We start from the raw sequence: 24,997 nt of genomic DNA, 5'->3' as shown, positions 1-24,997 counted from the left end.
GCTGAGCCGCTCGCCGACGTTGACACCGTATTAGCATCGGTCTCCGGCCCGGGTGGTGACGTGACAGTGGGGGTGGAATGAGCGTCGTCGCGACGTGGAAAGCGGTGCGCCGGCTGACTGGGGCCACCGGTGTGGGGATGGCGCTGACGTCGGCGGCCGTGTCCGGCGGGACGGTGCCCGTCGCGTCGGCGCAGCCGTGCCCGGACATCGAGGTGATCTTCGCCCGTGGCACCGCCGAACCGCCGGGAGTCGGCGGAACCGGCCAGGCCTTCGTCGACTCGCTGCGTTCCCAGATCGGCTGGCGCACCCTCGGCGTGTACGCCGTCAACTATCCGGCCAGCAATGACTTCGCCAGCCCCGACTTCCCGAGGACCGTCGTCGACGGCATCCGCGACGCGTCGAACCGGGTGCAGGTGATGTCGGTGATCTGCCCCAACACCCGCCTGGTTCTCGGCGGGTTCTCGCAGGGGGCGATGGTCTCGGGCTTCGTCACCGGTGACGCGGTACCCCAGGGCGTGACGCCCGCCCCGATGCCGCCAGCGCTGGCTCCTGAGGTCGCCGACAACGTCGCCGCGGTGGTACTGCTCGGCAAACCGTCGGGGCCGTTCCTGCAGAAGTACGCCATGCCCCCGGTGGTCACCGGACCGCTGTATGCGACCAGGACGATCGAGCTGTGCGCGGCGGGTGATCCGGTCTGCGGACCCGGGGGCAACACCACCGCTCACGGCTCGTATCCGTTCAACGGCATGGTTCAGCAGGGGGCGGGGTTCGCGGCCACCCACCTCTGAGAGTTCAGCCAACGCCCGCCGGCTCACCTGCCGCGAGCCGCTCCCGCTGTGGCACCACAACGTATTTCGGGTCCTTCGTCGACTCCACACCGGCCTCCAAGACGCCGAAGCGCTGCAGCGCGCTGCCGGCCAGCAGCGCCGCGCCTGACAGCGCGATCACGGCCCGGTTCCGTCCGACGACCGCCCCGGCCGCGCCGCCGACGGTCAGGATCTCCGACCACTGCCGCAGCCGGTGCGCTTTACCGGTGGTGTAAGCCTCGCCGACGATGCCGAGCCGGCGCTCCATCGTCCGCGACGCCGCCACCTCGAGCCCCGCGCCGGCGACCGCCATCCGGCGGGCCGGCCCCGATTCGTCGAGCGGTGCCAGCAGCATGCCCAGCCCGCCGCCACTGGCCGCCGCCGAGCCGGTGAACACAAACGGCAGATAAGGGTACGCCAAGTTCCATGCGGGAACCGCGGTGTGCGACAACAGGACCGCTGTGTAGGACGCGACACCGGGCGCCACCGCCGCGGCCTCCAGCCCGGCCGGGCGCGCCGCCCTGTCGAGCAACCGCCCCGCCCACGTCCGCCGCAGACGAGCTGGCATCAGTTCCGCCACCGCCGCCACCCCCGCCCCGGGGCCGTAGGCGCCAAGGATCCAGGTGCCCACGCTCATCGGCGAGCTGGGTTTGGCGACCCGCAGCATGTGGTGGAACCGTTCGGGCCGGCCGAGATCGCCGATGAGGAAATACATACTCGCCAGCAGGCTCATCAGCGATCCGATCCGCGAGACCTTGCGCAGCCCTGGCCTGTCCGTCAGATCCGCGCCGGCGCCCAACATCGCCGACCCGGCCGACAGCCCGCCGGCGAAGAAGTACGCCGCGATCATCCAGTTCCACACGGGCGTCTTGAGGATCTGGCGCCCGTAGTAGGACCGGAACTCGGCCTTCGGCACGGCCAGCTGTTCGCGCGCCATCAGGACCGCCCCAGAAAAGCCGAGACCGCCACCCCGACCAGCGCCGAGGCGGCCATCCCGGCGTAACGCCACATCGCTCCGGCGTCGCGGGTGGGCACCACCGGATCCGGCGGCAGCCCATACACTTCCGGCTCGTCGAGCAACAGGAAGAAGGCGCCGTCACCGCCCACCCCGTCGTTCGGGTCGTGGCCGTACAGCCGGGCCTCGGTCGCCCCGCGCTGGTGCAGCTGCTCCACCCGCTGCGCCGCCCGTTCCCGCAGCTCGTCGAGTGGACCGAACTGGATCGAGTCCGTCGGGCACGCCTTGGCGCATGCGGGTTCGAGGCCGTCGTGCAGCCGGTCGTAGCACAGCGTGCACTTCCACGCCCGGCCGTCGCCCTCACGCCGCTCGATCACCCCGTACGGGCAACCCGAGACGCAGTAGCCGCAGCCGTTGCAGATGTCCTGCTGCACAACGACAGTCGAGAACTCGGTGCGGAACAGCGCCCCGGTGGGGCACACGTCGAGGCACCCCGCGTGGGTGCAGTGCTTGCAGACGTCGGAGGCCATCAGCCACCGGAAGTCGGGGCGTTGACCCACCATGTCGATCCCCGCGCCGCTGACGTCGGGCATGCCCGGGTCGACGGGTTCGGAACCGGTTCGCGAGGCGGGCTGCTCGATGAACGCCACGTGCCGCCACGAGTTCGCACCCAGGCTGCCGGTGTTGTCGAACGACATGCCCAGCAGGTTGAATCCGTCGTCGGGCACCTCGTTCCACTCCTTGCACGCGACCTCGCAGGCTTTGCAGCCGATGCACACCGAGGTGTCGGTGAAGAACCCGACCCGCTCGGGGTGTCCGGAGTGGCCGGCCTCACCGGCCGGATCCGTGAGCGGGCCGTAGAAGCTGTTGTCGTTCATGGTGGTTCCTCGGTGTGGTCGGTCGACGGTTCGGTGGTGTCGAGGTCCGTCCCGGTGTCGATCGTGATGCGGGCCCGCTGGCGGTACATCGCGACGTACTCGAGCAGTGCGGGTCCGCGCGGCCGCCTGCCGGGCTGGATGTCGCATGTGGCGACCTTGCTCTCCTGGATGAACACGTTGGGGTCGACGACCACACCGAGCAGGTCGTTGACCACGTCACCGTCGACCAGCCCGGCGTTGCCCCAGTGATAGGGCATCCAGATCTGGTGCACGACATGGTCGTCGATCCGAAGCGGGCGCATCCGGTCGGTCACGAACACGCGGGCGTCGACCGCCGCCCGGCTGGTGATCACGTGCGCCCACTCCATATGGCTCAGCCCGCGTTCGGCCGCCAGCTGCGGCGATACCTCCACGAACAACCCGGGCTGCAGCTCGGCCAGGTAGGGCAGTTGCCGGCTCATGCCGCCGGCGGTGTGGTGTTCGGTCAACCGGGCCGCGGTGAACACGAACGGGAACACGTCGCCGTGCAGTTCCGGCGGCGACGGATTCGATGGGTTATCCGCGCGCCCATACACTTTGCGGGCCGGGTTGCCCTGCTGCGCATAGAGCGGGTTGCGCACCGGCGACTCGTGCGGCTCGTAGTGCGTGGGCAGCGGACCGTCCGCGACACCGTTCGGCGCGAACAGCCACCCCTTACCGTCGGCCTGCATGATGAACGGGTCGTCACCGTGCAGTGCCTCGACGCCGACCGCCTCGGGTGAGGGCCGGTAGTCCGGCGCCTTGTTCTTCTCGAAGTCCGGGATGTCGTAGCCGGTCCACTCCCCCTCATCGGGGTCCCACCAGACGAGCTTCTTGCGCTCACTCCACGGCCGGCCCTGCGGATCCGCGGACGCGCGGTTGTAGAGCACGCGCCGGTTCATCGGCCACGTCCAGCCCCACTCGCTCTCGTAGCGCCCCTGCTGGTCGTGCGGTTTGCGGCGCGCCGCCTGGTTGACCTCGTCGGCGTATACGCCGCTGTAGATCCAGCAGCCGCACATGGTGCTGCCGTCGGCCTTGAGTGACATGTAGTTGTCCACCGCACGGCCGGTCGTCAGGTCGACACCGTTGATTCGGCGGAGCACGTCCTCACCCGAGGGCTCGTCGCCCTCCATCGCGTAGTCCCAGGACAATTCGAGCAACGGGCGGTCCCGCTCGTCGGTGGAACCGGCCAGCTTCTCCCGCAGGATCCGGCCCAGGTGGTAGAAGAACCACAGCTCCGAGCGGGCGTCGCCCGGTGGTTCGACGGCCTTGTCGCGCCACTGCAGCATCCGCTGGGTCTGGGTGAACGTGCCGGCCTTCTCGACGTGCGAGGCGGCGGGGAACAGGAACACCTCGGTGCGGCAGGTTTCGGGGGTGATCTCGCCCGTCTCGATTTCCGGACCGCTCTTCCAGAACGTGGCGCTCTCGATCTCGACGAGATCGCGCACCACCAGCCAGTCGAGGTTGGCCATGCCCAGGCGTTGCAGCCGCCCGTGCGCCGACCCGACTGCCGGATTCTGGCCGAGCAGGAAGTACCCGAACACCTTCCCGTCGACCATGTCCATCACGGTGCGGTAGGTGCCGTGGTCGCCGTTGATGCGCGGCAGGTAGTCGAAGCAGAAGTCGTTGTCCGCGGTCGCGTGTTGCCCCCAGTACTCCTTGAGCAGCGACACCATGTAGGCATCGGCGTTGTGCCAGAAGCCCTTCTGGTTGCGGCTCTTGACGTCGTCGATGTAGTCCGCAAGCGTCTCTTGGCCGGCCTTGGGCATCGCCAGGTAGCCGGGCAGCAGGTTGAACAGCGTCGGCACGTCGGTCGAGCCCTGGATGCTGGCGTGCCCCCGCAGGGCCAGCACACCGCCGCCGGGGCGGCCGATGTTGCCCAGCAGCAACTGGATGATTGCGCCGGCGCGGATGAACTGTGCACCCATCGTGTGCTGGGTCCAGCCGACGCTGTAGACCAGTGCCGCGGTCCGCTCCCGTCCCGAGTTCTCGGTCCACTTGCGGGCCACCTCGAGGAACTGTTGGGCGGGCACGCCGCACACCCGCTCCACCATCTCCGGGGTGTAGCGGGCGTAGTGCCGTTTGAGGAGCTGGTAGACGCAGCGCGGATGCTGCAGCGTCTCGTCGCGTGGGATCGGCCCGGCACCGCCCTCGACCGGCGGCCCGCCGGACCCGGACTCGTAGGCCGCGCTCTCCTCCTTGGCCTCGGCGCCGCCCTGCTCTGAATCGGTCGTCTCGTACTGCCACGTCGACGGGTCGTAGGACGCCGTCTCGTCGTCGTAGCCGGAGAACAGACCGTCGAGATCCTCGGCGCCACGGAATTTCTCGTCGACGATGAACGATGCGTTGGTGTACGCGGTGACGTACTCCCGGAAGTCCAGCTCGTTGCTGAGGATGTGATTGATCACCCCGCCGAGGAAGGCGATGTCGCTACCGGCGCGCAGCGACACGTGCCGGTCGGCCAGTGCGCTGGTGCGGGTGAACCGGGGGTCGATGTGCACCACCTCGGTGCCGCGGCTCTTCGCCTCCACCACCCACTGGAACCCGACCGGATGGGCTTCGGCCATGTTGGAGCCCATGATCACGATGAAGTCCGAGTTGACGAGGTCTTGCTGATAGTCCGTCGCCCCGCCGCGACCGAATGAGGCTCCCAGACCGGGAACCGTGGCGCTGTGTCAAATACGCGCCTGGTTCTCGATCTGTAGCGCCCCGAGCGCGGTGAACAGTTTCTTGATCAGGTAGTTCTCTTCGTTGTCGAGCGTCGCGCCACCCAGGCTGGCCACTCCCATGGTGCGGCGCAGCGTGTTCCGGTCGGCGTCGAACTGCTGCCAACCCTTCTCGCGCGCGTCGAGCAGGCGGTTGGCGACCATGTCCATGGCCGTGTCCAGGTCGAGGTCCTGCCACTCGGTCGCGTACGGCGGCCGGTACTTGATCTTGGTGAGACGCTGCGGACCCGTCACCAGCTGCTTGCTGGCGGAACCCTTGGGACACAGGCGCCCGCGCGAGATCGGGCTGTCCGGGTTGCCCTCGATCTGGACCACTTTGTCGTCCTTGACGTACACCTGCTGCGCGCATCCCACCGCGCAGAACGGACAGACGGAGTGGGCGACGTGGTCGGCTTCGGCGGTGCGGGGCGTCAGGGTCAGCGAGCGCTTGGACTGCGCGGCCGTACCGCGGCCCAGCGTGTCGCCGCCGGTGAGCTGCCGGTACACCGGCCAGGACTCGATCAGCTTCCTGAGGTCCACGATCACCTTCCTCTCGTGCTGATCTCACCTTACGAGTTGGCGGCGGTTTCCTCCCGGGCTTGGGCAGCCGCGAGTACCCGCGGAGGAGGAAACAAACCGCGGTCTTCGGCCCGTGTGGCCTGCCAATCTCTGACCCCGGCCGGAGTGCCGGGTATGGCGAGCTAGCGTTGGGTGACCGTGTGCGTGCCGCCGGTCTCTCGACGCGTGATCCGCTGCGCGTCGAGCTGCTCGAGCAGTGGCACCGCGACGCGACGGGTGGTGCCCAGTGCGTGTTTGGCCTCGGCGACGGTGAAGGGCTGGGGGAGGGCCGCCAGGATCTCGGCGGCGCGTTGCAGCGCGTCGGCGCCCAGGACGACACCGTCGGCGATCCGCGTCAGCCGTCCGGTACGCACCGCCGCGGCCAATTCCGGTGCTCCGAGTCCCAAGGCGGCGAGCGTCTGCGCATCCGGTGCGCGGAACGGGTCGGCGGCCAGGGAGTCCTCGACGGCGCGAACTGCCTCGTCGACCCGCGGCGGCAGCGTCATCCCGGGCTCCCGAACCCGTCCGCCGGACACCTCCAGGGCGGTGTCCGCCAACACCGGGGCGACGAGTTCGGGTGACGGAAGACCCGTCTCACGGCGCAACGTCTCCAACGGCATCCCCGCCGCCACTGCGTGGTCGGCCGACCACCGCCGCACGGCGGCCACCGCATGCTCGCGCCGCTGTGCCCACCAGGTCTCGTCGACCACCCATGCGCCGACGCGCCTGCCGGTCTGCGGCAACCCCATCGCACGGAGATCCGACGCGCGGGCGCACAGCGGCGGACGTGTCCGGCCCGCGGCCAGCTCGGCGGCGCGCTCCAAAGCCGCCCCCCGACGCCGCAGCGGCGGCGGGCGCACGTCGAGCACCACGACGCCGGCGGCGATGCGATGTTGCCCGGGGTCGCGCAACAATCCGACATCCCCGACCCGCAGCGGCAGTCGACGCGCCAACCGCAGGCGGGCGGCGGCGCCCAAGGGGCGGACGCGTACCGGTACCGCGGCCGACCCGATGTGCAGCACGAGTTGGCGGTGCAGGTCGTCGGCGCCCCGCAGCGCGACGTCGACCTCGTCGGTGTCTAGCCAGGCGCCCGGGGTGCGTAGCGCGTCACCGCGGCCGATCTCCTGCCGGTCGACGCCGCGCAGGTTAACCGCCACGCGCGCCACCGGCCCGACGGCGCTGCGCTGCTGTCCGAGCGACTGCAGTCCCCGCACGGTAACGCGCTGCCCTGAGTGGTCGAGTTCGTCACCCACCCGCAGGGTTCCTGCGGTGATGGTGCCGGTGACCACGGTGCCCGCTCCGCGCACGGTGAAGGAGCGGTCGACCCAGAACCGAACATCGGCGGCGTCGTCGGGTGTGGGCAACCGGTCGACGAGGCCGACGAGTGCGGCCCGCACGCCGTCGAGGTCGGTGCTGACGGCCACCGGCGGATTGGCCATACCGGTGGCGGCGAACGCTTCCAGGGCCTGTGTGACGGCGGAGCCGGGGTCGGCGAGGTCGGCTTTCGTGACGACCAGCAGGGTGTGCCGGACGCCGAGCGCATCGAGCGCAGTGAGGTGCTCCGCAGACTGCGGCATCCAGCCCTCGGTCGCGGCGACGACGAACATCACCGCGGGCACTGGCCCGACCCCCGCCAGCATGTTCGCGACGAACCGTTCGTGTCCGGGGACGTCGACGAACGCCATCTCGCGACCGCCGATGTCCGCCCAGGCGAAGCCCAGGTCGATCGTCAGGCCGCGGCGCTGCTCTTCGGCGAGCCGGTCGGGCCACATCCCGGTGAGCCGCTGCACCAACGTGGACTTGCCGTGGTCGACGTGGCCTGCGGTGGCTACGACGTACACGCCCGCACCGCCTCGAGGAGCACGGCGTCGTCGTCCGGCCCGACTGTGCGGAGGTCCAGGAGGCAGCGGCCGGCCTCGACGCGGCCCACCACCGGCGGCGTCCCCGAGCGCAGCGCCTGCGCGAACGGCTCGGGCAGACCGACACCGGCGCTGGGCAGCGCGACCTCCGGGGCGCCACCCCCGCCGACCGCCGCGACGCAGTCGACGGCCTGCGCCTCGGGAAGCTGCGCGGCGATGCGCTGCGCACGCTCCCGCAGGCCGGCGACGTCGGCGGCCAACGCGCGGTCGACCGGTGTCGGCGCACCCACCAGGGTCGCTTCGAGGGCGGCGAGCGTGAGCTTGTCGACCCGCAGCGCCCGCGCAGCCGGATGCCTGCGGAGCCGTTCGATCAGCTCCGCGCTGCCCAACAGCAGGCCCGCCTGCGGGCCGCCGAGCAGTTTGTCGCCGCTGGCGGTGACGAGGTCGGCGCCGTCGCGCAGCGCTGTCGTGGCATCAGGCTCGTCGGGCAGCACCGGGTGCGGCGTCAGCAGTCCCGAACCGATGTCGACGACCAGCGGCACGTCGAGCCGGGCCAGTTCGGCGATGGATACCGCCTTGGTGAAGCCGGTGACGTAGTAGTTCGACGGGTGCACCTTGAGCACGAAGGCGGTGTCCGGCCCGATCGCGTCGGCGTAGTCGCGCAGATGGGTGCGGTTGGTGGTGCCGACCTCGCGGATGCGCGCCCCGGTCGACTCGAGCAGTTCGGGGATGCGGAAGCCGTCGCCGATCTCGATGAGTTCCCCTCGGCTGACGACGATTTCACGCCCGGTCGCCAGCGTCATCGCGGTCAGCAGCAGCGCGGCCGCGTTGTTGTTGACCACGTGCACACCACCGGCGGCGGGCACCGCCTGCGCGAGTGCGGCGAGCGCGCCACGGCCGCGGCGAGCGCGCCGGCCGGTCGCCAGGTCGAATTCGACGTCGGTCGCTCCGCTGGCCCTCACCACCGCATCGACCGCGGGCTGCGACAGCGGTGCACGCCCGAGGTTCGTGTGAACGACGACCCCGGTCGCGTTGATCACCGGGCGCAGGCTCGCCGCGGCCGACGGCAGCGCGGCGACGGCGTGGTCGGCGACCTGCTCGGGCGCGATGTCACCGGCGCGGGCCCGCTGCTGCGCGTCGGCGATCACGGACTTGACCAGCGTGCGCCCCAGGATGCGTTCGGCCTCGGCCAGCCGTGGGTCGGCGAGCAGCGTGTCGGTGCGGGGGACGCGGCGACGGGGGTCGATCACCCCGCCCCCTTGCGGACGGTATGGCGGAGGCGGACGGGAATCGAACCCGCCAACGACAGATTCTGCCGTTCGACGATTTTGAAGATCGCGCCGGTCACCAGACCGGATACGCCTCCCTGGACCATGGCCCCATCATCGCAGGCACCATGGTGGGCGTGACTTCCCGACCGACCTACCGCTTGACGCAGTTCGCCCACGGCGGCGGATGCGCGTGCAAGATTCCCCCTGGCGAACTGGAGCACGTCCTGCGCGGGCTGACGGTCACGCAGCCGCTCAACCCGGTGGGGGAGCTGCTGGTGGGTCTGCAGGACGGCGACGACGCCGCGGCTGTCCGGATCGCCGGGGGCACCGCGTTGATCGCCACGACGGACTTCTTCACCCCGGTCGTGGACGATCCGTACGACTGGGGCCGTATCGCGGCGACGAACGCGCTGTCGGACGTGTACGCGATGGGCGGCCGCCCGGTGGTGGCGGTCAACCTGCTGGGCTGGCCGCGCGACGTGCTGCCGTTGGAACTCGCCGCCGAGACGCTGCGCGGTGGGCTCGACGTCTGCAACGCGGCGGGCTGTCATCTCGCCGGCGGGCACAGCGTCGACGACCCCGAACCCAAGTACGGATTGGCGGTGACCGGCATCGCCGATCCCGACCGCTTGCTGCGCAACGACGCCGGAAGACCGGGCACACCGCTGTCACTGACGAAACCCCTGGGGATCGGGGTGCTCAACAGCAGGCACAAAGCCACCGGTGAGCGGTCTGAGGAGGCCATCGCGGTGATGACGACGCTCAACGCACAGGCGGCGGTGGCGGCGCTCGACGCCGGAGCCGAATGTGCCACCGACGTGACGGGATTCGGCCTGCTCGGTCATCTGTACAAGCTCGCGAGGGCCAGCGGTGTCACCGCGGTCGTCGACGCGGCGGCCGTGCCCTACATCGTCGGGGCGCGCGAGGCGCTGGCGGCGGGCTACGTCAGCGGTGGAACCCGGCGCAACCTCGACTGGGTGGCCCCGCACGCCGACCTGTCGGCGGTCGGTGAGGACGACGCGCTGCTGCTGGCCGACGCCCAGACCTCTGGCGGTTTGCTGATCGCGGGCGAAATTCCCGGCGCGCCGGTCATCGGCGAACTCGTGCCGCGCGGCGAACACACGATCGCCGTGCGGTGACGGGCTCGACGTCACGGCGCCGGCGTCGCTACGCCGCCGGGGCGCAGGAGGAACTCGGTGAGCACCACCGCCATCGCCGGTATGGCAGTGCGGGCGATCACCTCGTAGCCGTGGGTGCTCAGGGTCGGCAAACACAGTAGACCGGCCCTCGGCGTGAGTCCGCTGGCCTTCGCGTGCGACGCGTCGGATTCGAACGCCCCGAGCACGGCCGCCTGCGGCGACAGTCCACGCTGCGAGGCGATGTCCATCAGCCGGTCGGCGACGTCCTTGTCGTAGACGCACATCGCGTCGCTGTATCCGACGATTGGGCCACCGCCGCACGTGGTGTCGTACTCGGCTTCGGTCGGGCCCACCTCCAGCGCCAGTGTCAGGTCACCGGGGAGGGTGCGGCTGGCGTACGACCCGCCGACGCCGCCGATCTCCTCGTTGGTGGTGAAGACGAAGTAGACGTCACCGGCGGGCCGCTGCCCCGATTCGCGCAGCCGGCGGGCCGTGTCGAGCAGCGCGGTGCACGCCGCCCGGTCGTCGAGGAAGTAGCATCCGAGGTAGTCGCCGAACTCGAACAGCGTGCGCTTGCTGCGGTCGACGCACACGCGGGTGCCGGGCCCGATCCCCGCGGCCGCCAACTCCTCGGTGGTCCGTCCGGTGAACACGTAGACGTGGAGCCAGTCCAGTGCCTTGTCGCCCTGATCAGGTTTGGTATCCCAGATCCGTTGGCTCTCACTCGTCGTGTGCTCGGAGCCCAGGGTCAGCACACCGGTCAGCGTCTCGCGGTCTCCGAGCAGCGCGACCGGGCCCAGCCCGAAGTTGCCCGGGTACATGGTTCCCAGCGGGGTGAGGTGCAGGTTGCCGTCCGGGTCGATCCGCTTCACCAGCATGGACAACTCGTCGAGGTGCGCCATGACGCGGGTGCCCGCGCTGTCGCCGGTGTCACCGCGGACGACGCCGACCAGGTTGGCCGCCTCGTCGACCCACAGTTCGTCGACGAAGGGTTCGAGCTCGCGGCGGCACACTTCGCGCACCGCGGCTTCCTGGCCGCACGGCCCGTAGGTCAGCAGGAGCTCCTGGAGGAGGTCACGGCGGAATTCGCTCATCGGTGCCCTCTACCCAGATGTCCCGCGATGTCACCTAAAGTGGGCCGATTCAGCCGGTGACGCTCGGCAGCCCCGTCCGCAGGGCGATGGCCTGCTTGATGCCGGTGTCGGTGACGACGTCGGGCGGGGTGGGGTCCCCGGGCGCACTCTGGAATTCCAAGCGTGCCAACGCGGGCCCCTCGGTGAAGAGCAGGGCGGTGACGTCCTTGGCGCCGTCGGGCGATGTCCCGACGACCACCGTGCCGTCGGTGCCGACCGGTGAGGCTGTCGGTTCTCCACCGGTTACGGTGGCGCCGATCGCCTCCAGGCTCGCCTCCAGCGCGGCTTTCGCCGCGGCCTCGTCCGGCAGGATGGTGATCGTCACGCCGATCGCCCGGGTGTCGGACTGGTTGACGAACAGGGCCGAGACTCCCTTGCCGCCGCGACGGTTCGGCGTGGTCGAGCGGTTCACGAACGTGTCGTACTCGCTGTTGACGTCCGTTGGCTCGATGAGGAGGCGCGAGTAGTCGACGACGGCCGAGCTGTTTTCCTTCGGCGCCGAGCTAGTAGTGCTCGGTTCATTCGACGCGGAGGTGGGCAGGCCGGGTGCCGACGGTGCCGGAGCCGAATCGGTCGGGGTGCACCCGGTGATTCCGACGGCGAGCACCGCCGCACCGATGGTGGTTGCGACGAAAGCCGTCCTGTTCCCGAAGACGGACGTGTTGCCGAACATGCTGCGCATGGATATCTGCCGAAGCCCCAATCAATTCGAAACCTGAGAATATAGTGGACAGAGTGTCCACAAAAGACGGTACACGGTCTCCGGCGAGGCGTGCAATCACTGCAGCGGAGCCACCCCGACGGGGGCGGCCCCGCAATGCCGAACTGCGCGCCGCGGTCCTGCAGGCCGCAACCGATCTCGCGCTCGCCGGCGGTACCGGCGCCGTCAGCATCGACGCGATCGCCAAACGCGCGGCGGTGAGCCGCACCACCATCTACAAGTGGTGGCCGTCAGCGGCGGCGATCGTCCTCGAAGGACTCCTTGCGTCGATGCGGGACTCCATCGTTCCGCCGACGGGCAGCGGGACCAGGGGTGGGATCGACCACCAGGTCCGCGCGCTCAACGGCATCCTCGCCGACCCGACAACCGGCCCGCTGCTCCGACGCGTCATCGCGGCGGCGGGTTCGAACGGCGAGGTCGCCACCGCGCTGCTCGACCAGTGGCTGCTGCCGCGCCGCGCCGCGGTCACCGCCGTACTGCTCGACGGCGTCGCCGCCGGCGAACTGCGGCCCGACCTCGACGTCGAGGTCACTGTCGACGCGCTGTTCTCCCCGGCGTACTACCGCCTGGTGTTTTCGATGCCGCCGCTCGACGAGGCCGCACTGACCCAGCTGATCGACACCGTCTGGCGCGGGTGTGCGCGCCCCGACTACCGCCCCTCTTCACCGCCCGCGGATCGGTTGGGCGACCATGAAGGGCGTGTATGACGAGGTCTCTTTCGAATCCCACGACTCCGACCAGATCGGATCGCGCATCGATCCGGTCCTCGCGCGCAGCTGGCTCCTGGTCAACGGCGCCCACGGTGACCGATTCGAAGCCGCGGCCCGCTCGCGCGCCGACATCGTCGTGCTCGACATCGAGGATGCCGTCGCGCCCAAAGACAAGGTGACGGCCCGCGACAACGTCGTGGGCTGGCTCGGCGCGGGAAACTCCGACTGGGTCCGGATCAACGGCTTCGGCACGCCGTGGTGGGCCGACGACCTGGAAGCGCTCGCGGGCACCTCCGTCGGCGGTCTGATGCTGGCGATGGCCGAATCGGTCGACCACGTGACCGAAACCGCCAAACGTCTCCCCGACGTGCCGATCGTGGCGCTCGTCGAGACGGCCCGCGGGTTGGAACGCATCACCGAGATCGCCGCGGCCAAGGGCACCTTCCGGCTGGCGTTCGGTATCGGCGACTTCCGCCGCGACACCGGTTTCGGTGACAATCCCGCCACGCTCGCGTACGCCCGTTCCCGGTTCACCATCGCGGCAAAGGCCGCCCACCTCCCCAGCGCGATCGACGGCCCGACGATCGGCTCGAGCCCGCTGCGGCTGATCGAGGCGACGGCGGTGTCCGCGGAGTTCGGCATGACCGGCAAGATCTGCCTGAGCCCCGAACAGTGCTCGGTGGTCAACGAAGGGCTCTCGCCCTCACACGACGAGGTCGCCTGGGCGAAGGAGTTCTTCGCGGAGTTCGAGCGGGACGGCGGCGAGATCCGCAACGGGTCAGACCTTCCGCGGATCGCGCGGGCGACCAAAATTCTCGACCTGGCCCGCGCCTACGGAATCGAGGCCACCGAGTTCGAGGACGAACCCGTGCACATGCCTGCACCTTCGGACACGTACCACTACTAGAACTTCTCAGCACGTAGAACTTCTCAGCACGTAGAACTTCTCGGCACGGCCAGGCGTTTGAAGTTGCCGAGCCGTGGTATGTCCGCCGTATGTCCAGTCAACGTATGAAGATCGCGCCGGTCCTCGCAATCGGCGCCTCCGCATTTGCCGTTGCCTTCGCCGTTCCGGCCGGCGCCACCCCGCTTCTTCCGGCGGGCGGCCCACCCGGCTGCGTCGACCTCAACGGCACCGGTTGTGGCGCCGTACCACCCCCACCGCCACCCCCACCCCCACCGCCACCGGCGCCTGGAATATTCGTTCCGCCGCCGCCGCCGCCGCCGCCGCCGGGAGTGTACGTCCCGCCGCCGCCCACCGTCGCGGGTGCAGTTCCGGGTGGTCCTGCTGGTGTGGCGGGTCCGCAGGGTGCGGCCGGTTCGATCCCGGGCGGTCCGTCCGGTGCGGCAGGTCCGCAGGGTGCGACGGGCGCCATCCCGGGTGGGCCCGCCGGTACGGTGGGCCCGGGTGGCGCCAGCGGGTGTATCCCCGGCGTCGGTTGCGCCAGCACGCCGTAGCGCTCAGGTACCGCAGAAGGTGCGGTACCGGCCGAACTCTTCAGGAGCCGGTTCCGCATAACGCTCGAGACCGGGCCGTTCCTCGAACGGCCCGGTCACTGCGTCGAGCAGGTTCTGGAACGGCATCAAATCCCCCGCGGAGCCCGCGGTCAGCGCCTCCTCGACGAGGTGGTTGCGCGGGATGTAGACCGGATTCACGGCATCCATCGCGTCACCGTCCGGGCCCAGCGACTGCCAGCGATTGCGCCACGCGTCGAAGCCGGCCAGGTCGACGAACATTCCACGCACGGGTTCGGCATCGCCACGGGCAGCGTGGGCCAGTACGCGGAAGAACGACGTGAAGTCGATGCGGTTGCTGCCCAACAACTCTGGCAGCTCGTCAAGCAACGGGGCGACGGCCGCGTCGTCAGCTCCGACGAGGCCGAGCTTGGCCTGCATGCCGGTGGAGAATGCGGCTTCGAAATGCCGGCTGAACCCGCCGAGCGCGGTCTCGGCCACGGTGATGGCCCGGTCGACGTCGTCGTCGAGGAACGTCAGCAGGGTCTCGGCGAAACGGGCCAAATTCCACGCCGCGATCGCCGGCTGGTTGCCGTAGGCGTAGCGCCCCCAGGTGTCGATGGAGCTGAACACCGTTGCGGGGTCGTAGATTTCCATGAACGCGCACGGCCCGTAGTCGATCGTCTCGCCGGAGATCGTCATGTTGTCGGTGTTCATCACGCCATGGACAAAACCGACGAGCATCCACTGGGCGATCAACTGCGCCTGGGCCGAGACAACAGCCTCGAACAACGCCAGATAAGGGTTCTCCGCGCCCGCGGCCTCGGGATGGTGGCGGGCAACGGCGTGGTCGGCGAGCCGACGTAGCAGATCCTGATCCCCGGTCGCTGCGGCGTACTGGAAGCTGCCGACGCGCAGGTGGCTGCTCGCCACCCGGGTCAGCACCGCCCCGTCGAGCATGCTTTCGCGCCGGACCCGACGTCCCGTGGCGACCACGGCCAGCGAGCGGGTGGTCGGGATGCCCAGGGCGTGCATGGCCTCGCTGAGGATGTACTCGCGCAACATCGGGCCCACGGCGGCCAACCCGTCACCGGCGCGGGCGAACGGTGTGTGTCCCGATCCCTTGAGCTGCAGATCGCGAAGGCGGCCCTGGCTGTCGACGAGTTCACCGAGCAGCAGCGCCCGGCCGTCGCCGAGAAGTGGTGCGAACCCACCGAACTGGTGGCCGGCGTAGGCCTGGGCCACCGGGGTGGCGCCGCTGGGGACCGAGTTGCCGACCAGCAGACGCACCCCGTCGGGGGTGCGTAGCCAGTCGGCGTCGAGACCGAGGCCGGCCGCCAGCTGCTCGTTGAGCACGAGCAGCCGCGGGTCGGGGGCCTCCTCGGCCTTCCAGCGGACCGCCATCTCCGGCAGTTCCCGCGCGAAGCGGCCGTCCAGGCTGAGGTTCGTCACAGGTGAAGCGCTCACCTCATCCAGACTACGGAGCGACCGGTTACGTCTTGTTCGGATCGATTGCGCCCTTGAGCTTGCCCATAGGCTGCGGGTCGGCGAGGAACTTGCCGGTGTGCCGACGTCCGGCAGCGGCCCAGCGGCCCAGCGGCGTCCGCGCCGTCGGACAGGTGCCACAGCGTGCTCGCGTGTTCCTCGTATAACAGATCGTTCAGTGCCACGACGCCCTCCGCCCGGGGGCCTGCAATTCCTCGATCGCCGCCAGCCACATGGTCTGGTGATAGGTGCCTTCTGGCGGTAGGTGTCGCCGGCGCAGTCAACTTGAGGATGGCCTTGACACCCCGGCAACGACGGCGGCACCCGTGCGTATGGGAGGCAAACGCTGTACGACCGTCTGATTCGGTGATGCGCGGTCGAGGTTTGAAGACGCACACGCGGGGCACAGCCTCTCCACTGGAAGGAGTGCTCATGACGTCATCCCTTGCCGACCAGAACCCCGATCAGCTCGGCGTGCCCCACAGCATCCTCACGGGCCTGAAGCGTGACCACATCGAACTCGAGCGGCTGCTGCACAGGATCGACGCGAGCACCGGCGGTGAACCGCAGGACGATCTGGCCGACTCGTGTCGGCTGGTGTCTCCGCACCTGCCGCCACTCACCCCCGGGGGTTGCACCCGAGCATGAATACCCCGCGCCGGCCCGAGAAGTCGTCATGAGCGGCATCCCGGCGTGGAAAGTGGACTTGGAACGGCGAATCAACACCAGGAAGGCCCAGCAGGAAAGCGAGCCAGGGCCGGCGCGCAAATCCGCTGACGCCACGCCGATCGGCGATGCGATCGAGGCCTTCCACGACCGCGGTGATCTCTCGCTGGGGATCCCTGCGCACCGCTCCGGAACCGGTCGGCACGACCCGGTGGCCGCGCGGTGGCTGGGCACCGAGGCGTTCCGCGCAGACATCGGCATGAACAACGGCGTCGACAACCGCCATCAGTCATGGCAGGTGGAACCCACGGCGATGGAGTTGTTCGCCGAGGCCGTCGGCGCGGATCAGACGCTGTTCTCCACCAACGGCAGCACCGAGAACGTCCATGTCGCGATGATGGCGGCGGTGCGGCCCGGCGAGACGTTGGTGATGGCGCGCAACGGCCACAAGTCGGCGTTCTCCGGTCTGGTGCTGTCGGGGGCGATGCCGGTGTACGTCGACCCCGACTACGACCACCGCTGGGATGTGGCGCACGGGGTGGATCCCGCCCGGCTCCAGCAGGTCCTGAGCGAGCACCCAGAAGCCGCTGCCGCAATGGTTTTCACGCCGAGCTACTACGGGGTGAGCGCCGACGTCCGGGCGCTGGCCGACGTGGCGCACGCGCACGGCGTCCCCCTCGTCACCGACGACGCCTGGGGTCTTGACTACAGCTTCTGCACCAGGCTGCCACCCTCGGCGCTGGAATCAGGAGCGGACCTGTGCATCGGCAGTGTGCACAAGTCGCTCAACGGTCTGTCGCAGACATCGGTGCTCAGCTCCAAGGGCGAACGCATCGATCCCACCCGGCTCTCGATGGTGTTCGAGCTGACCCAGTCGACGAGCGCGTCGTCGCTACTGCTGTCCTCGATCGACGCCGCGCGCCGACAGTTCCAGGAGCACGGCGAGGAACTCCTCGGGCATGCGATCGACCTCGCCGAGCGGATCAGGGCGGCCGTCGCCGATATCGATGGCCTCGACCTGATGGGTGAGGACGTGCTGCGCCACCCCGGTGCCATGGCGCTCGACCCCACGCACGTCACCGTCGACGTCATCGGGTTGGGTGTGACCGGATACCAGGCAGGTGACTGGCTGCGCGAGCGGTGCGGCGTCCACGTGGAACTTGCCGACCAACGCCGGATCATGGCGCTGATCACTTTCGCCGACACCGACGACGAGGCGGACCGGTTCGTCGATGCGCTCACGAAGCTGGCGCGTGAACACGCCGACCGGGCGCCCCTCGAGCCAGGCGAGCGCCCGGTTCTCGACGAATTGCGCACCGAGACGGTCATGCTGCCCCGCGACGCCTATCTCGGCCACACCGAGATGGTGCCGTGGCGGAAAGCGGCCGGACGGATCTCGGCGGAGATGATCTGCCCGTACCCGCCCGGCATCCCGATCGTCGCACCGGGTGAGCTGATCACCGACGCCATCGTCGACTATCTCGAACGCCAGGCGGCCGCGGGCGTCATGGTCGAAGGTGCTGCCGATGAGTCCCTCGCCCAGATGCGGGTGGTGGCCGGCTGACGGCTATGTGGAGGCCGCGTCACCCTGGTCGTCCGCGTCGCGGACCCCCTCGGGCGGCGGCGCCGAGTACCCGGGGCTGGCGCTCGGTACCCCGGTCTCGGGCTGCAGGGCGTCGTCCGGCGTCTGTTCCGGTGAGCTCATCGAATTCTCCTCGCGGGGTTGGTAAACCACAGAACTACCCAGCACGTCCCATCGGAAACCGGCTCGACGAACAGTTGGATGAAAGCACTGACGCGGGTTACGGCTCAACACCTGCGGCCGCAGTGGTCACTTCGACTGCTACACCAGGTCGGCCAGGGCGCGGCCGGCCGCGCGGCCGGAGAAGATGCAGCCTCCGAGGAAGGTGCCCTCGAGGGCGTTGTAGCCGTGCACCCCACCGCCGCCGAAACCCGCCACCTCGCCGGCGGCGTACAGGCCGTCGATCGGTTGTCCATTCAGACCGATGGCCCGTGAGGCGAGGTCGGTCTGGATGCCGCCCAACGTCTTTCGCGTCAGGATGTGCAACTTTATGCCGATCAGCGGTCCCGCGGCCGGATCGAGGATGCGGTGCGGTGCCGTCGTACGGCCGATCCGGTCGGGCAGCGCTCGCCGGGAATTGTGGATGCCCTGGATCTGCGCGTCCTTGCTGAAGGGGTTGGCGACCTGCAGATCGCGGGCCTCGATCTGGCGACGGATCACCGTGGGGTCGAGCAGCGGTTCGTCGGTCAGCGCGTTCATCTTCCGGACGAGTTCGGTGAGGTCGTCGGCGACGACGAAATCCACCCCGTGCTGCTTGAACGACTCGACCGGGCCGGGCGCCCCCTTGCGGAACAGCCGCTCCTTGACGAACCCGTGGCGGTCCTTGGCGGTGATGTCGGGGTTCTGTTCGGACCCCGACAGCGCGAATTCCTTCTCGATGATGCGCTGGGTCAGGATGAACCAGGAGTGGTCGTAGGCGGCGATGTCGGGGGTGGTACGCAGGTAGCGCAGTGTGCCCAGGGTGTCGTAGCCGGGCAGGTAGGGCGCGGGCAGCCGGCGGCCCAGCGCGTCGAACCACATCGACGACGGTCCGGGCAGGATCCGGATGGCGTGGTCCGGCCAGATCGGATCCCAGTTGACGACGCCTTCGGTGTAATGCCACATCCGGTCCCGGTTGACCAGGCGGACACCGCAATCGGCGGCGACGTCGAGCATCCTGCCGTCGACGTGGGCGGGCACCCCGCTGATCATCGACTTCGGTGCGGAGCCCAGCCGGGCCGGCCAGAAGCGGCGGACGACCTCCTGGTTGGCGCCGATGCCGCCGGAGGTCACGACGACGGCCTGCGCGGACAGCTCGAACTCACCGACGGCGTCGCGGTTCGACGGCGCCCCACGCTTCGCGTGGTCGGGTGCCAGAACCGTGCCGCGCACCCCGGTGACGGCCCCGTCGGTGAACACCAGCCCGTCGACGCGGTGGCGGTGGTGGAACCGCACCAGCCCGCGTTGGGCGGCGGACTGCGCCGAGTCGGTGAACGGGCCCACGATGCCGGTGCCGGTACCCCAGGCGACGTGGAAGCGGGGTACGGAGTTGCCGTGCCCGGTTGCGCGCAGGTCGCCGCGTTCCGCCCAGCCGACGGTCGGCAGGAACGAGATGCCGTGGCCGGTGAGGTAATCGCGCTTCTCGCCGGCCGCCCATTCGACGTAGGCCCGGCCCCATTTGGCCGCCCACACGTCCTCGTCGTCGAGGCGGTCGAACCCCGCGCTGCCCTGCCAGTCGCTCCACGCCAGCTCGAAGGAGTCCCTGATCCGCATCCGGCGCTGTTCGGGGCTGTCTACCAGGAAGACCCCGCCCAAGGACCAGTACGCCTGACCGCCGAGGTTGGCGGCGTTCTCCTGGTCGACGAGCGCGACCCGTTTACCGCGGCGGGTCAACTCGTGGGTGGTGACCAGGCCGGCGAGGCCGGCGCCCACCACGATGACGTCAGCGTCCATGGGACTCAACGTAGCGAAGCGGGTCTCGGCGGTTGATCCGCGGATGAGCAGGCCCGCGCGCTATCGGTGCCCGGCGGTTGCGGTGACCTCGTAGGCGACGGTGACGTGGTGCGGTCAACGGAGCCTCCGTACGTGGTTCGAGGGTAGGCCGAACAGGCTGAACACAGCATGCAGCGGTATGGTGACGGTTCCCGGGGGGAAGCACGGCGGACACGCCGCCTCTCAGTCATGCAGCCAAAGGAGCAACCGTTGCCCCTGAACACCGTTGCACTCGAACTCGTGCCGCCCAATGTCGACCGTGGTCGTGAGCATGCGCTCGAAGACGCCCACAAGGTGCTGCGCTGCTCGGCCGAGGCCGGCATCGAGGGCCGGATCGGGCACGTCATGATCCCGGGGATGATCGAGGAGGACAGCGGTCGTCCCGTCGAGATGAAACCGAAGATGGACGTGCTGGACTTCTGGCGGATCATCAAGCCGGAGCTGCCGGGGGTTCGGGGGCTGTGCACTCAGGTGACCGCGTTCCTCGACGAGTCCGCGCTGCGTCTGCGGCTGACGGAGCTGAGCGCGGCGGGATTCGACGGCATCGCGTTCGTGGGGGTGCCCCGGACGATGAACGACGGAGAGGGCAGCGGCGTCGCCCCCACCGACGCGCTGTCGCTCTACGAGGATTTGGTCTCCAACCGGGGCGCGATCCTCATCCCCACGCGCGACGGTGAGCACGGTCGTTTCACGTTCAAGTGCAAGCAGGGCGCCACGTACGGGATGACACAACTGCTGTACTCGGACGCAATCGTCGCCTTCCTGGAGGAGTTCGCGGCGGCCAACGAGTACCGGCCGGAGATCCTGCTGTCGTTCGGGTTCGTGCCGAAGATGGAGAGCCGTGTCGGGCTCATCCACTGGTTGATCCAGGATCCGGGCAATGCGGCGGTGGCCGCTGAGCAGGAGTTCGTCAAGACGCTGGCGGCCAGCCAGCCGGCCGACAAGCGCCGGATGCTGCTCGATCTGTACAAGCGGGTGGTCGACGGGGTGGGTGAGCTGGGCTTCCCCATGAGCATTCACCTGGAGGCCACCTACGGGGTGTCGACGCCGGCGTTCGAGACGTTCGCCGAGATGCTGGATTACTGGTCGCCCGATCAGCGCTGAGCCGCCACTATCCTGGCGGGAGTGTCCCAACCGTCCGTACGTGAGCTCCGCAGGCGTCTGGACGGCCTGACCTACCGTGACGCCGCCCGCCTCGGCCGGCGCCTGCGCCACGCCGAACCCGACAAGCTCGCGCAACTCGCCGATCAGATCGCCGCCGCCGAAGGCCTCGTCGCCACCCGGTTGGCCGCCGTTCCGCCGATCACCTACCCGGACCTGCCCGTCAGCGAGCGCCGCGACGAGATCGCCAAGGCCATCGCCGAGAACCAGGTGGTCGTCGTCGCCGGCGAGACGGGCTCCGGCAAGACCACGCAATTGCCGAAGATCTGCCTGGAACTCGGCCGCGGCATCCGCGGCACCGTCGGCCACACCCAGCCGCGCCGCCTGGCCGCCCGCACGGTGGCCCAGCGGATCGCCGACGAACTCGGCACACCGCTCGGCGACGCCGTCGGCTACACGGTCCGCTTCACCGCCCACGCCTCCGACCGCACACTGGTCAAGCTGATGACCGACGGCATCCTGCTCGCAGATATCCAGCGCGACCGCAGGCTGCTCCGCTACGACACCCTCATCCTCGATGAGGCCCACGAGCGCAGCCTCAACATCGATTTCCTGCTCGGCTATCTGCGCGAACTGCTGCCGCGGCGACCCGACCTCAAGGTCATCGTCACCTCCGCGACCATCGAACCCGAGCGGTTCGCCGCGCACTTCGGTGACGCCCCGATCGTCGAGGTGTCCGGTCGCGCGTACCCCGTGGAGATCCGTTACCGGCCGCTCGAGGTGCCCGTGATGTCGGCGGCCGACGAAAACGGCACAGCGGACCCCGACGATCCGGACCACGAGATCGTCCGCGCCCCGGCCCCTGGTCTTCGCGCAAGCGGCTCGTCCGAGGTGCGCGACCCCACCGACGCCATCGTCGACGCCGTCCGCGAACTCGAGGCCGAACCGCCCGGCGACGTGCTGGTGTTCCTGTCCGGCGAGCGAGAGATCCGCGACACCGCCGAAGTGCTACGTGGTGCTCTCGATCAGCACACCGAGGTGCTGCCGCTCTACGCGCGCCTGCCGACCGCCGAACAGCAGAAGGTCTTCGCGGCGCACCCCGGGCGGCGGGTGGTACTGGCCACCAACGTCGCCGAGACGTCGTTGACCGTGCCGGGCATCCGCTACGTCGTCGACCCCGGCACTGCGCGCATCTCCCGCTACAGCCGGCGCACCAAGGTGCAGCGGTTGCCGATCGAGCCGATCTCGCAGGCCTCGGCGGCCCAACGGGCCGGCCGGTCCGGGCGCACCGCCCCCGGCGTGTGCATCCGGCTGTATTCCGAGGAGGACTTCGCGGGCCGGCCGCGCTACACCGATCCGGAGATCCTGCGGACCAACCTCGCTGCGGTCATCCTCCAAATGGCGGCCCTCGGGCTGGGCGACATCGAGGAGTTCCCATTCCTCGATCCGCCGGAGAAGCGCAGCATCCGCGACGGCGTTGCCCTGTTGCAGGAACTCGGTGCGTTCGATCGTGAAGGGGGACTCACCCGCACCGGCCGCCGGCTGGCTCGAATCCCACTTGATCCGCGCATCGGCCGGATGATCCTGCAGGCCGACACCGAAGGCTGCGTGCGCGAGATGCTGGTGCTGGCCGCCGCGCTGTCGATCCCCGATCCGCGCGAACGCCCCGCCGGGCGTGCGGACGCCGCCCGCCAGAAGCACGCCCGCTTCAATGACGAGCACTCCGACTTCACCTCCTACCTCAACCTCTGGCGGTATCTCGGTGAACAGCGGGAAGAGCGGTCCGGCAGTTCGTTCCGCCGGATGTGTCGTGAGGAGTTCCTGCACTACCTGCGGATCCGGGAGTGGCAGGACCTGACGGGCCAGCTGCGCAGCATCGCCGGCGACCTCGGCATCCGGGAGTCCGACGAACCTGCTTCGCCGGCGAGCGTGCACGCCGCACTGTTGGCCGGGCTGCTGTCGCACGTCGGGCTGCGCGAAGGCGACACCCAGGCGCGCACCCGAGGAGCGAATCCAGCGCAGTACCAGGGCGCCCGCAACTCGCGGTTCGTGCTGGCGCCCGGGTCGGTGCTGACCAAGCGTCCGCCGCGCTGGATCGTCGTCGCCGACCTGGTGGAGACCAGTCGGTTGTTCGGCCGTGTCGGCGCCCGCATCGACCCCGACACCGTCGAGCGGATCGCGGGCGACCTAGTCCAGCGCACGCACAGCGAACCCCACTGGGACGCCGAACGCGGTGCGGTGATGGGCTTCGAGCGGGTCACCCTCTACGGGTTGCCGCTGGTGGCGCGCCGTCGCGTCAACTACTCCGAGATCGACCCGGGACTGGCCCGGGAACTGTTCATCCGCCACGCGCTGGTCGAGGGCAACTGGCGTACCAAACACCACTTCTTCGGCGACAACGCGCGGCTGCGTGAGGAACTCGAAGAGGTCGAGGAGCGGGCCCGTCGGCGGGACCTGCTGGTCGGCGACGAAGAGGTGTTCGCGTTCTACAACGCGCGTATCCCGCAAACCGTGCTCTCGGCACGGCATTTCGACGCGTGGTGGCGCAAACAACGGCACACGACCCCCGACATGTTGACGATGACCCGCGACGACCTGCTCCGGCGGGACAGCGCCGACGACCTGCCCGACGAATGGCGCGCCGGTGACCTGGCGCTGCCGCTGACCTATCGTTTCGAACCCGGCTCGTCCGACGACGGCATCACGGTACACGTGCCCGTCGAGGTGCTCGCCCGCCTCGGCGGCGACGAATTCGCCTGGCACGTCCCGGCCATGCGCGAGGAGTTGATCACCGCCCTGATCAAGTCACTGCCCAAGGACCTGCGGCGCAACTTCGTGCCCGTGCCGGACACCGCGCGAGACGTGCTGCGCACGATGAACCCGGGTAGCGGGCCGCTATTGAAGTCCCTGCAGCACGAGCTGTGGCGGCGCAGCGGAGTGTCGGTGCCGATCGACGCGTTCGACCTCGACAAGATCCCGCCGCACCTGCGGGTGACCTTCGCCGTCGAGGAGGACGGCACCGAGGTGGCGCGCGGCAAAGACTTGGACACCCTGCAGGAGCAGTTGGCCGCACCGGTGCGCGGCGCCGTGGCCCGCGCGGTCGCCGACGGGCTGGAACGCTCCGGATTACGTTCCTGGCCAGACGATCTCGGCGAGCTGCCGCGTACGGTCGAGCGCACCTCGGGCGGCCACCAGGTCCGGGGCTACCCGGCGTTGGTGGACACGGGTGCCGGGGTCGGCGTACGGGTATTCGCCACCCCGGCCGAACAGCGGGCGGCCATGAGGCCGGGTGTCCGGCGGCTGCTGCGGTTGTCGGCGCCGTCGCCGGTGAAGAACGTCGAACGCGCGCTGGACATGCGTCAGCGCCTGGTGCTCGGTGCCAATCCCGACGGGTCACTGGCCGCGTTGATCGACGACTGCGCAGACGCGGCGGTGGACGCACTGATGCGTGAACCGGTCTGGAGCCGTGGCGATTTCGACACGCTGCGGCAGCGAGTGGCCGCCGCGTTGGTCCCGACGACGCTCGACATCGTGCACCGGGTGGAGAAGGTGTTGACCACCGCGCAGCAGGTGCAGGTGGCGCTGCCCGCCAACCCGCCACCCGCGCAGGTCGAGGCGATCGCCGACATCCGCGCGCAGCTGGCCGCGCTGCTGCCGAAGGGGTTCGTGTGCGCGACGGGAGCCGCGCACCTGGCCGATCTCACGCGCTACCTGACCGGGATCGGCCGCCGCCTGGAACGGTTACCGCACGCGATCGGTGCCGACCGCGAGCGCATGGGCCGGGTGCACGCCGTGCAGCAGGCCTACGACGGACTGCGGCAATCACTTTCACCGTCGCGAGCCGCGGCCGAGGACGTCCGCGACATCGGGCGGATGATCGAGGAGCTGCGGGTCAGCCTGTGGGCGCAGCAGCTCGGCACGCCGCGGCCGGTCAGCGAACAGCGGATCTACCGCGCGATCGACGCGGTGACGACGTAGACAGTT

Annotated in this window: 19 protein-coding genes and 1 tRNA gene; 9 read left to right on the top strand and 11 right to left on the bottom strand. The window is 69.6% G+C overall.

Going from position 1 to position 24,997, the window contains the following annotated elements:
* The first annotated feature begins 77 nt into the window (after positions 1-77).
* Positions 78-788: a cutinase family protein gene (locus tag G6N07_RS18275; RefSeq protein WP_085192252.1), complete on the top strand. Its 711-nt coding sequence runs from the start codon at positions 78-80 to the stop codon at positions 786-788.
* A 4-nt stretch (positions 789-792) separates the two neighbouring features.
* On the opposite strand, the gene nrfD is transcribed toward G6N07_RS18275, so the two are convergent.
* The 6 genes from nrfD to G6N07_RS18240 form a co-directional block, all read right to left on the bottom strand.
* Positions 793-1,743 (bottom strand): NrfD/PsrC family molybdoenzyme membrane anchor subunit, encoded by a 951-nt coding sequence (nrfD, locus tag G6N07_RS18270; protein WP_085192251.1) that lies wholly within the window; start codon positions 1,741-1,743, stop codon positions 793-795.
* Entirely contained in the window at positions 1,743-2,639 is an 897-nt protein-coding gene (locus tag G6N07_RS18265; RefSeq protein ID WP_085192250.1) for a 4Fe-4S dicluster domain-containing protein, read from the bottom strand. The genes nrfD and G6N07_RS18265 overlap by 1 nt, the downstream gene beginning before the upstream one ends.
* Entirely contained in the window at positions 2,636-5,902 is a 3,267-nt protein-coding gene (fdh, locus tag G6N07_RS18260; RefSeq protein ID WP_235849901.1) for a formate dehydrogenase, read from the bottom strand. The genes G6N07_RS18265 and fdh overlap by 4 nt, the downstream gene beginning before the upstream one ends.
* A 161-nt stretch (positions 5,903-6,063) precedes the next feature.
* Positions 6,064-7,761 carry a selenocysteine-specific translation elongation factor gene (locus G6N07_RS18250; protein ID WP_085192248.1) on the bottom strand — a complete coding sequence of 566 codons (1,698 nt, stop codon included), beginning with the start codon at positions 7,759-7,761 and terminating at the stop codon, positions 6,064-6,066.
* On the bottom strand, positions 7,749-9,029 hold the full coding sequence (gene selA, locus G6N07_RS18245) for an L-seryl-tRNA(Sec) selenium transferase (RefSeq protein WP_085192247.1): 1,281 nt from the start codon (positions 9,027-9,029) through the stop codon (positions 7,749-7,751). Before selA ends, G6N07_RS18250 begins: the two co-directional genes overlap by 13 nt.
* A 21-nt stretch (positions 9,030-9,050) precedes the next feature.
* Positions 9,051-9,145 (bottom strand) — tRNA-Sec (locus G6N07_RS18240).
* A gap of 39 nt (positions 9,146-9,184) precedes the next feature.
* Here G6N07_RS18240 and selD point away from each other — a divergent pair.
* Positions 9,185-10,189, top strand: coding sequence for a selenide, water dikinase SelD (gene selD, locus G6N07_RS18235; protein WP_404822148.1), 1,005 nt, complete (start codon positions 9,185-9,187; stop codon positions 10,187-10,189).
* A gap of 11 nt (positions 10,190-10,200) precedes the next feature.
* Here the strand turns inward: selD and G6N07_RS18230 are convergent, their stop codons facing one another.
* Together G6N07_RS18230 and G6N07_RS18225 are read right to left on the bottom strand one after the other, a co-directional pair.
* Positions 10,201-11,283, bottom strand: a complete 1,083-nt coding sequence (locus G6N07_RS18230) for a M42 family metallopeptidase (RefSeq protein WP_085192245.1) — start codon at positions 11,281-11,283, stop codon at positions 10,201-10,203.
* Between the two features lie 49 nt (positions 11,284-11,332).
* Positions 11,333-11,995 carry a hypothetical protein gene (locus G6N07_RS18225; RefSeq protein ID WP_244949081.1) on the bottom strand — a complete coding sequence of 221 codons (663 nt, stop codon included), beginning with the start codon at positions 11,993-11,995 and terminating at the stop codon, positions 11,333-11,335.
* Positions 11,996-12,057: 62 nt separating this feature from the next.
* Between G6N07_RS18225 and G6N07_RS18220 the strand changes: the two genes are divergently transcribed.
* The 3 genes from G6N07_RS18220 (at position 12,058) to G6N07_RS20585 (ending at position 14,211) form a co-directional block, all read left to right on the top strand.
* Entirely contained in the window at positions 12,058-12,750 is a 693-nt protein-coding gene (locus tag G6N07_RS18220; RefSeq protein WP_235849899.1) for a TetR/AcrR family transcriptional regulator, read from the top strand.
* Entirely contained in the window at positions 12,743-13,660 is a 918-nt protein-coding gene (locus tag G6N07_RS18215) for an HpcH/HpaI aldolase/citrate lyase family protein (RefSeq protein WP_085192299.1), read from the top strand. Before G6N07_RS18220 ends, G6N07_RS18215 begins: the two co-directional genes overlap by 8 nt.
* An 89-nt stretch (positions 13,661-13,749) precedes the next feature.
* The gene (locus G6N07_RS20585; RefSeq protein WP_170301071.1) at positions 13,750-14,211 is read left to right on the top strand and encodes a hypothetical protein; all 462 of its coding nucleotides are present in this window, start codon (positions 13,750-13,752) and stop codon (positions 14,209-14,211) included.
* A 3-nt stretch (positions 14,212-14,214) separates the two neighbouring features.
* Here the strand turns inward: G6N07_RS20585 and G6N07_RS18210 are convergent, their stop codons facing one another.
* Positions 14,215-15,660: a protein adenylyltransferase SelO gene (locus G6N07_RS18210; protein WP_179960053.1), complete on the bottom strand. Its 1,446-nt coding sequence runs from the start codon at positions 15,658-15,660 to the stop codon at positions 14,215-14,217.
* Positions 15,661-16,125: 465 nt separating this feature from the next.
* Between G6N07_RS18210 and G6N07_RS18205 the strand changes: the two genes are divergently transcribed.
* Both G6N07_RS18205 and G6N07_RS18200 read left to right on the top strand, forming a co-directional pair.
* Positions 16,126-16,341, top strand: a complete 216-nt coding sequence (locus tag G6N07_RS18205) for a hypothetical protein (RefSeq protein ID WP_133055508.1) — start codon at positions 16,126-16,128, stop codon at positions 16,339-16,341.
* Positions 16,342-16,369: 28 nt separating this feature from the next.
* Positions 16,370-17,923: an aminotransferase class I/II-fold pyridoxal phosphate-dependent enzyme gene (locus G6N07_RS18200; protein ID WP_085187040.1), complete on the top strand. Its 1,554-nt coding sequence runs from the start codon at positions 16,370-16,372 to the stop codon at positions 17,921-17,923.
* A 3-nt stretch (positions 17,924-17,926) separates the two neighbouring features.
* Here the strand turns inward: G6N07_RS18200 and G6N07_RS18195 are convergent, their stop codons facing one another.
* Both G6N07_RS18195 and G6N07_RS18190 read right to left on the bottom strand, forming a co-directional pair.
* Positions 17,927-18,064: a hypothetical protein gene (locus G6N07_RS18195; RefSeq protein ID WP_163784263.1), complete on the bottom strand. Its 138-nt coding sequence runs from the start codon at positions 18,062-18,064 to the stop codon at positions 17,927-17,929.
* Positions 18,065-18,202: 138 nt separating this feature from the next.
* Positions 18,203-19,873 carry an FAD-binding dehydrogenase gene (locus G6N07_RS18190; RefSeq protein WP_085187037.1) on the bottom strand — a complete coding sequence of 557 codons (1,671 nt, stop codon included), beginning with the start codon at positions 19,871-19,873 and terminating at the stop codon, positions 18,203-18,205.
* A 249-nt stretch (positions 19,874-20,122) separates the two neighbouring features.
* Here G6N07_RS18190 and G6N07_RS18185 point away from each other — a divergent pair, with 249 nt between their 5' ends.
* Together G6N07_RS18185 and hrpA are read left to right on the top strand one after the other, a co-directional pair.
* Positions 20,123-21,016 carry a mycobacterial-type methylenetetrahydrofolate reductase gene (locus tag G6N07_RS18185; RefSeq protein ID WP_085187064.1) on the top strand — a complete coding sequence of 298 codons (894 nt, stop codon included), beginning with the start codon at positions 20,123-20,125 and terminating at the stop codon, positions 21,014-21,016.
* A 21-nt stretch (positions 21,017-21,037) separates the two neighbouring features.
* Positions 21,038-24,991 (top strand): ATP-dependent RNA helicase HrpA, encoded by a 3,954-nt coding sequence (hrpA, locus tag G6N07_RS18180; protein WP_085187034.1) that lies wholly within the window; start codon positions 21,038-21,040, stop codon positions 24,989-24,991.
* Positions 24,992-24,997 lie beyond the last annotated feature (6 nt).

The organism is Mycolicibacterium doricum (assembly GCF_010728155.1).
Taxonomy (GTDB): Bacteria; Actinomycetota; Actinomycetes; order Mycobacteriales; family Mycobacteriaceae; genus Mycobacterium; species Mycobacterium doricum.
The sequence above is the reverse complement of the archived record's forward strand: the minus strand, read 5'-3'. Positions and strand labels throughout refer to the sequence as shown.

Coding starts and splice junctions, on each gene's coding strand:
- G6N07_RS20585 (WP_170301071.1), top strand. CDS start 13,750: ATGTCCAGTCAACGTATGAAGATCGCGCCGGTCCTCGCAATCGGCGCC.
- nrfD (WP_085192251.1), bottom strand. CDS start 1,743: ATGGCGCGCGAACAGCTGGCCGTGCCGAAGGCCGAGTTCCGGTCCTAC.
- G6N07_RS18230 (WP_085192245.1), bottom strand. CDS start 11,283: ATGAGCGAATTCCGCCGTGACCTCCTCCAGGAGCTCCTGCTGACCTAC.
- G6N07_RS18200 (WP_085187040.1), top strand. CDS start 16,370: ATGAGCGGCATCCCGGCGTGGAAAGTGGACTTGGAACGGCGAATCAAC.
- G6N07_RS18225 (WP_244949081.1), bottom strand. CDS start 11,995: ATGTTCGGCAACACGTCCGTCTTCGGGAACAGGACGGCTTTCGTCGCA.
- G6N07_RS18275 (WP_085192252.1), top strand. CDS start 78: ATGAGCGTCGTCGCGACGTGGAAAGCGGTGCGCCGGCTGACTGGGGCC.
- G6N07_RS18205 (WP_133055508.1), top strand. CDS start 16,126: ATGACGTCATCCCTTGCCGACCAGAACCCCGATCAGCTCGGCGTGCCC.
- G6N07_RS18195 (WP_163784263.1), bottom strand. CDS start 18,064: ATGAGCTCACCGGAACAGACGCCGGACGACGCCCTGCAGCCCGAGACC.
- G6N07_RS18190 (WP_085187037.1), bottom strand. CDS start 19,873: ATGGACGCTGACGTCATCGTGGTGGGCGCCGGCCTCGCCGGCCTGGTC.
- G6N07_RS18265 (WP_085192250.1), bottom strand. CDS start 2,639: ATGAACGACAACAGCTTCTACGGCCCGCTCACGGATCCGGCCGGTGAG.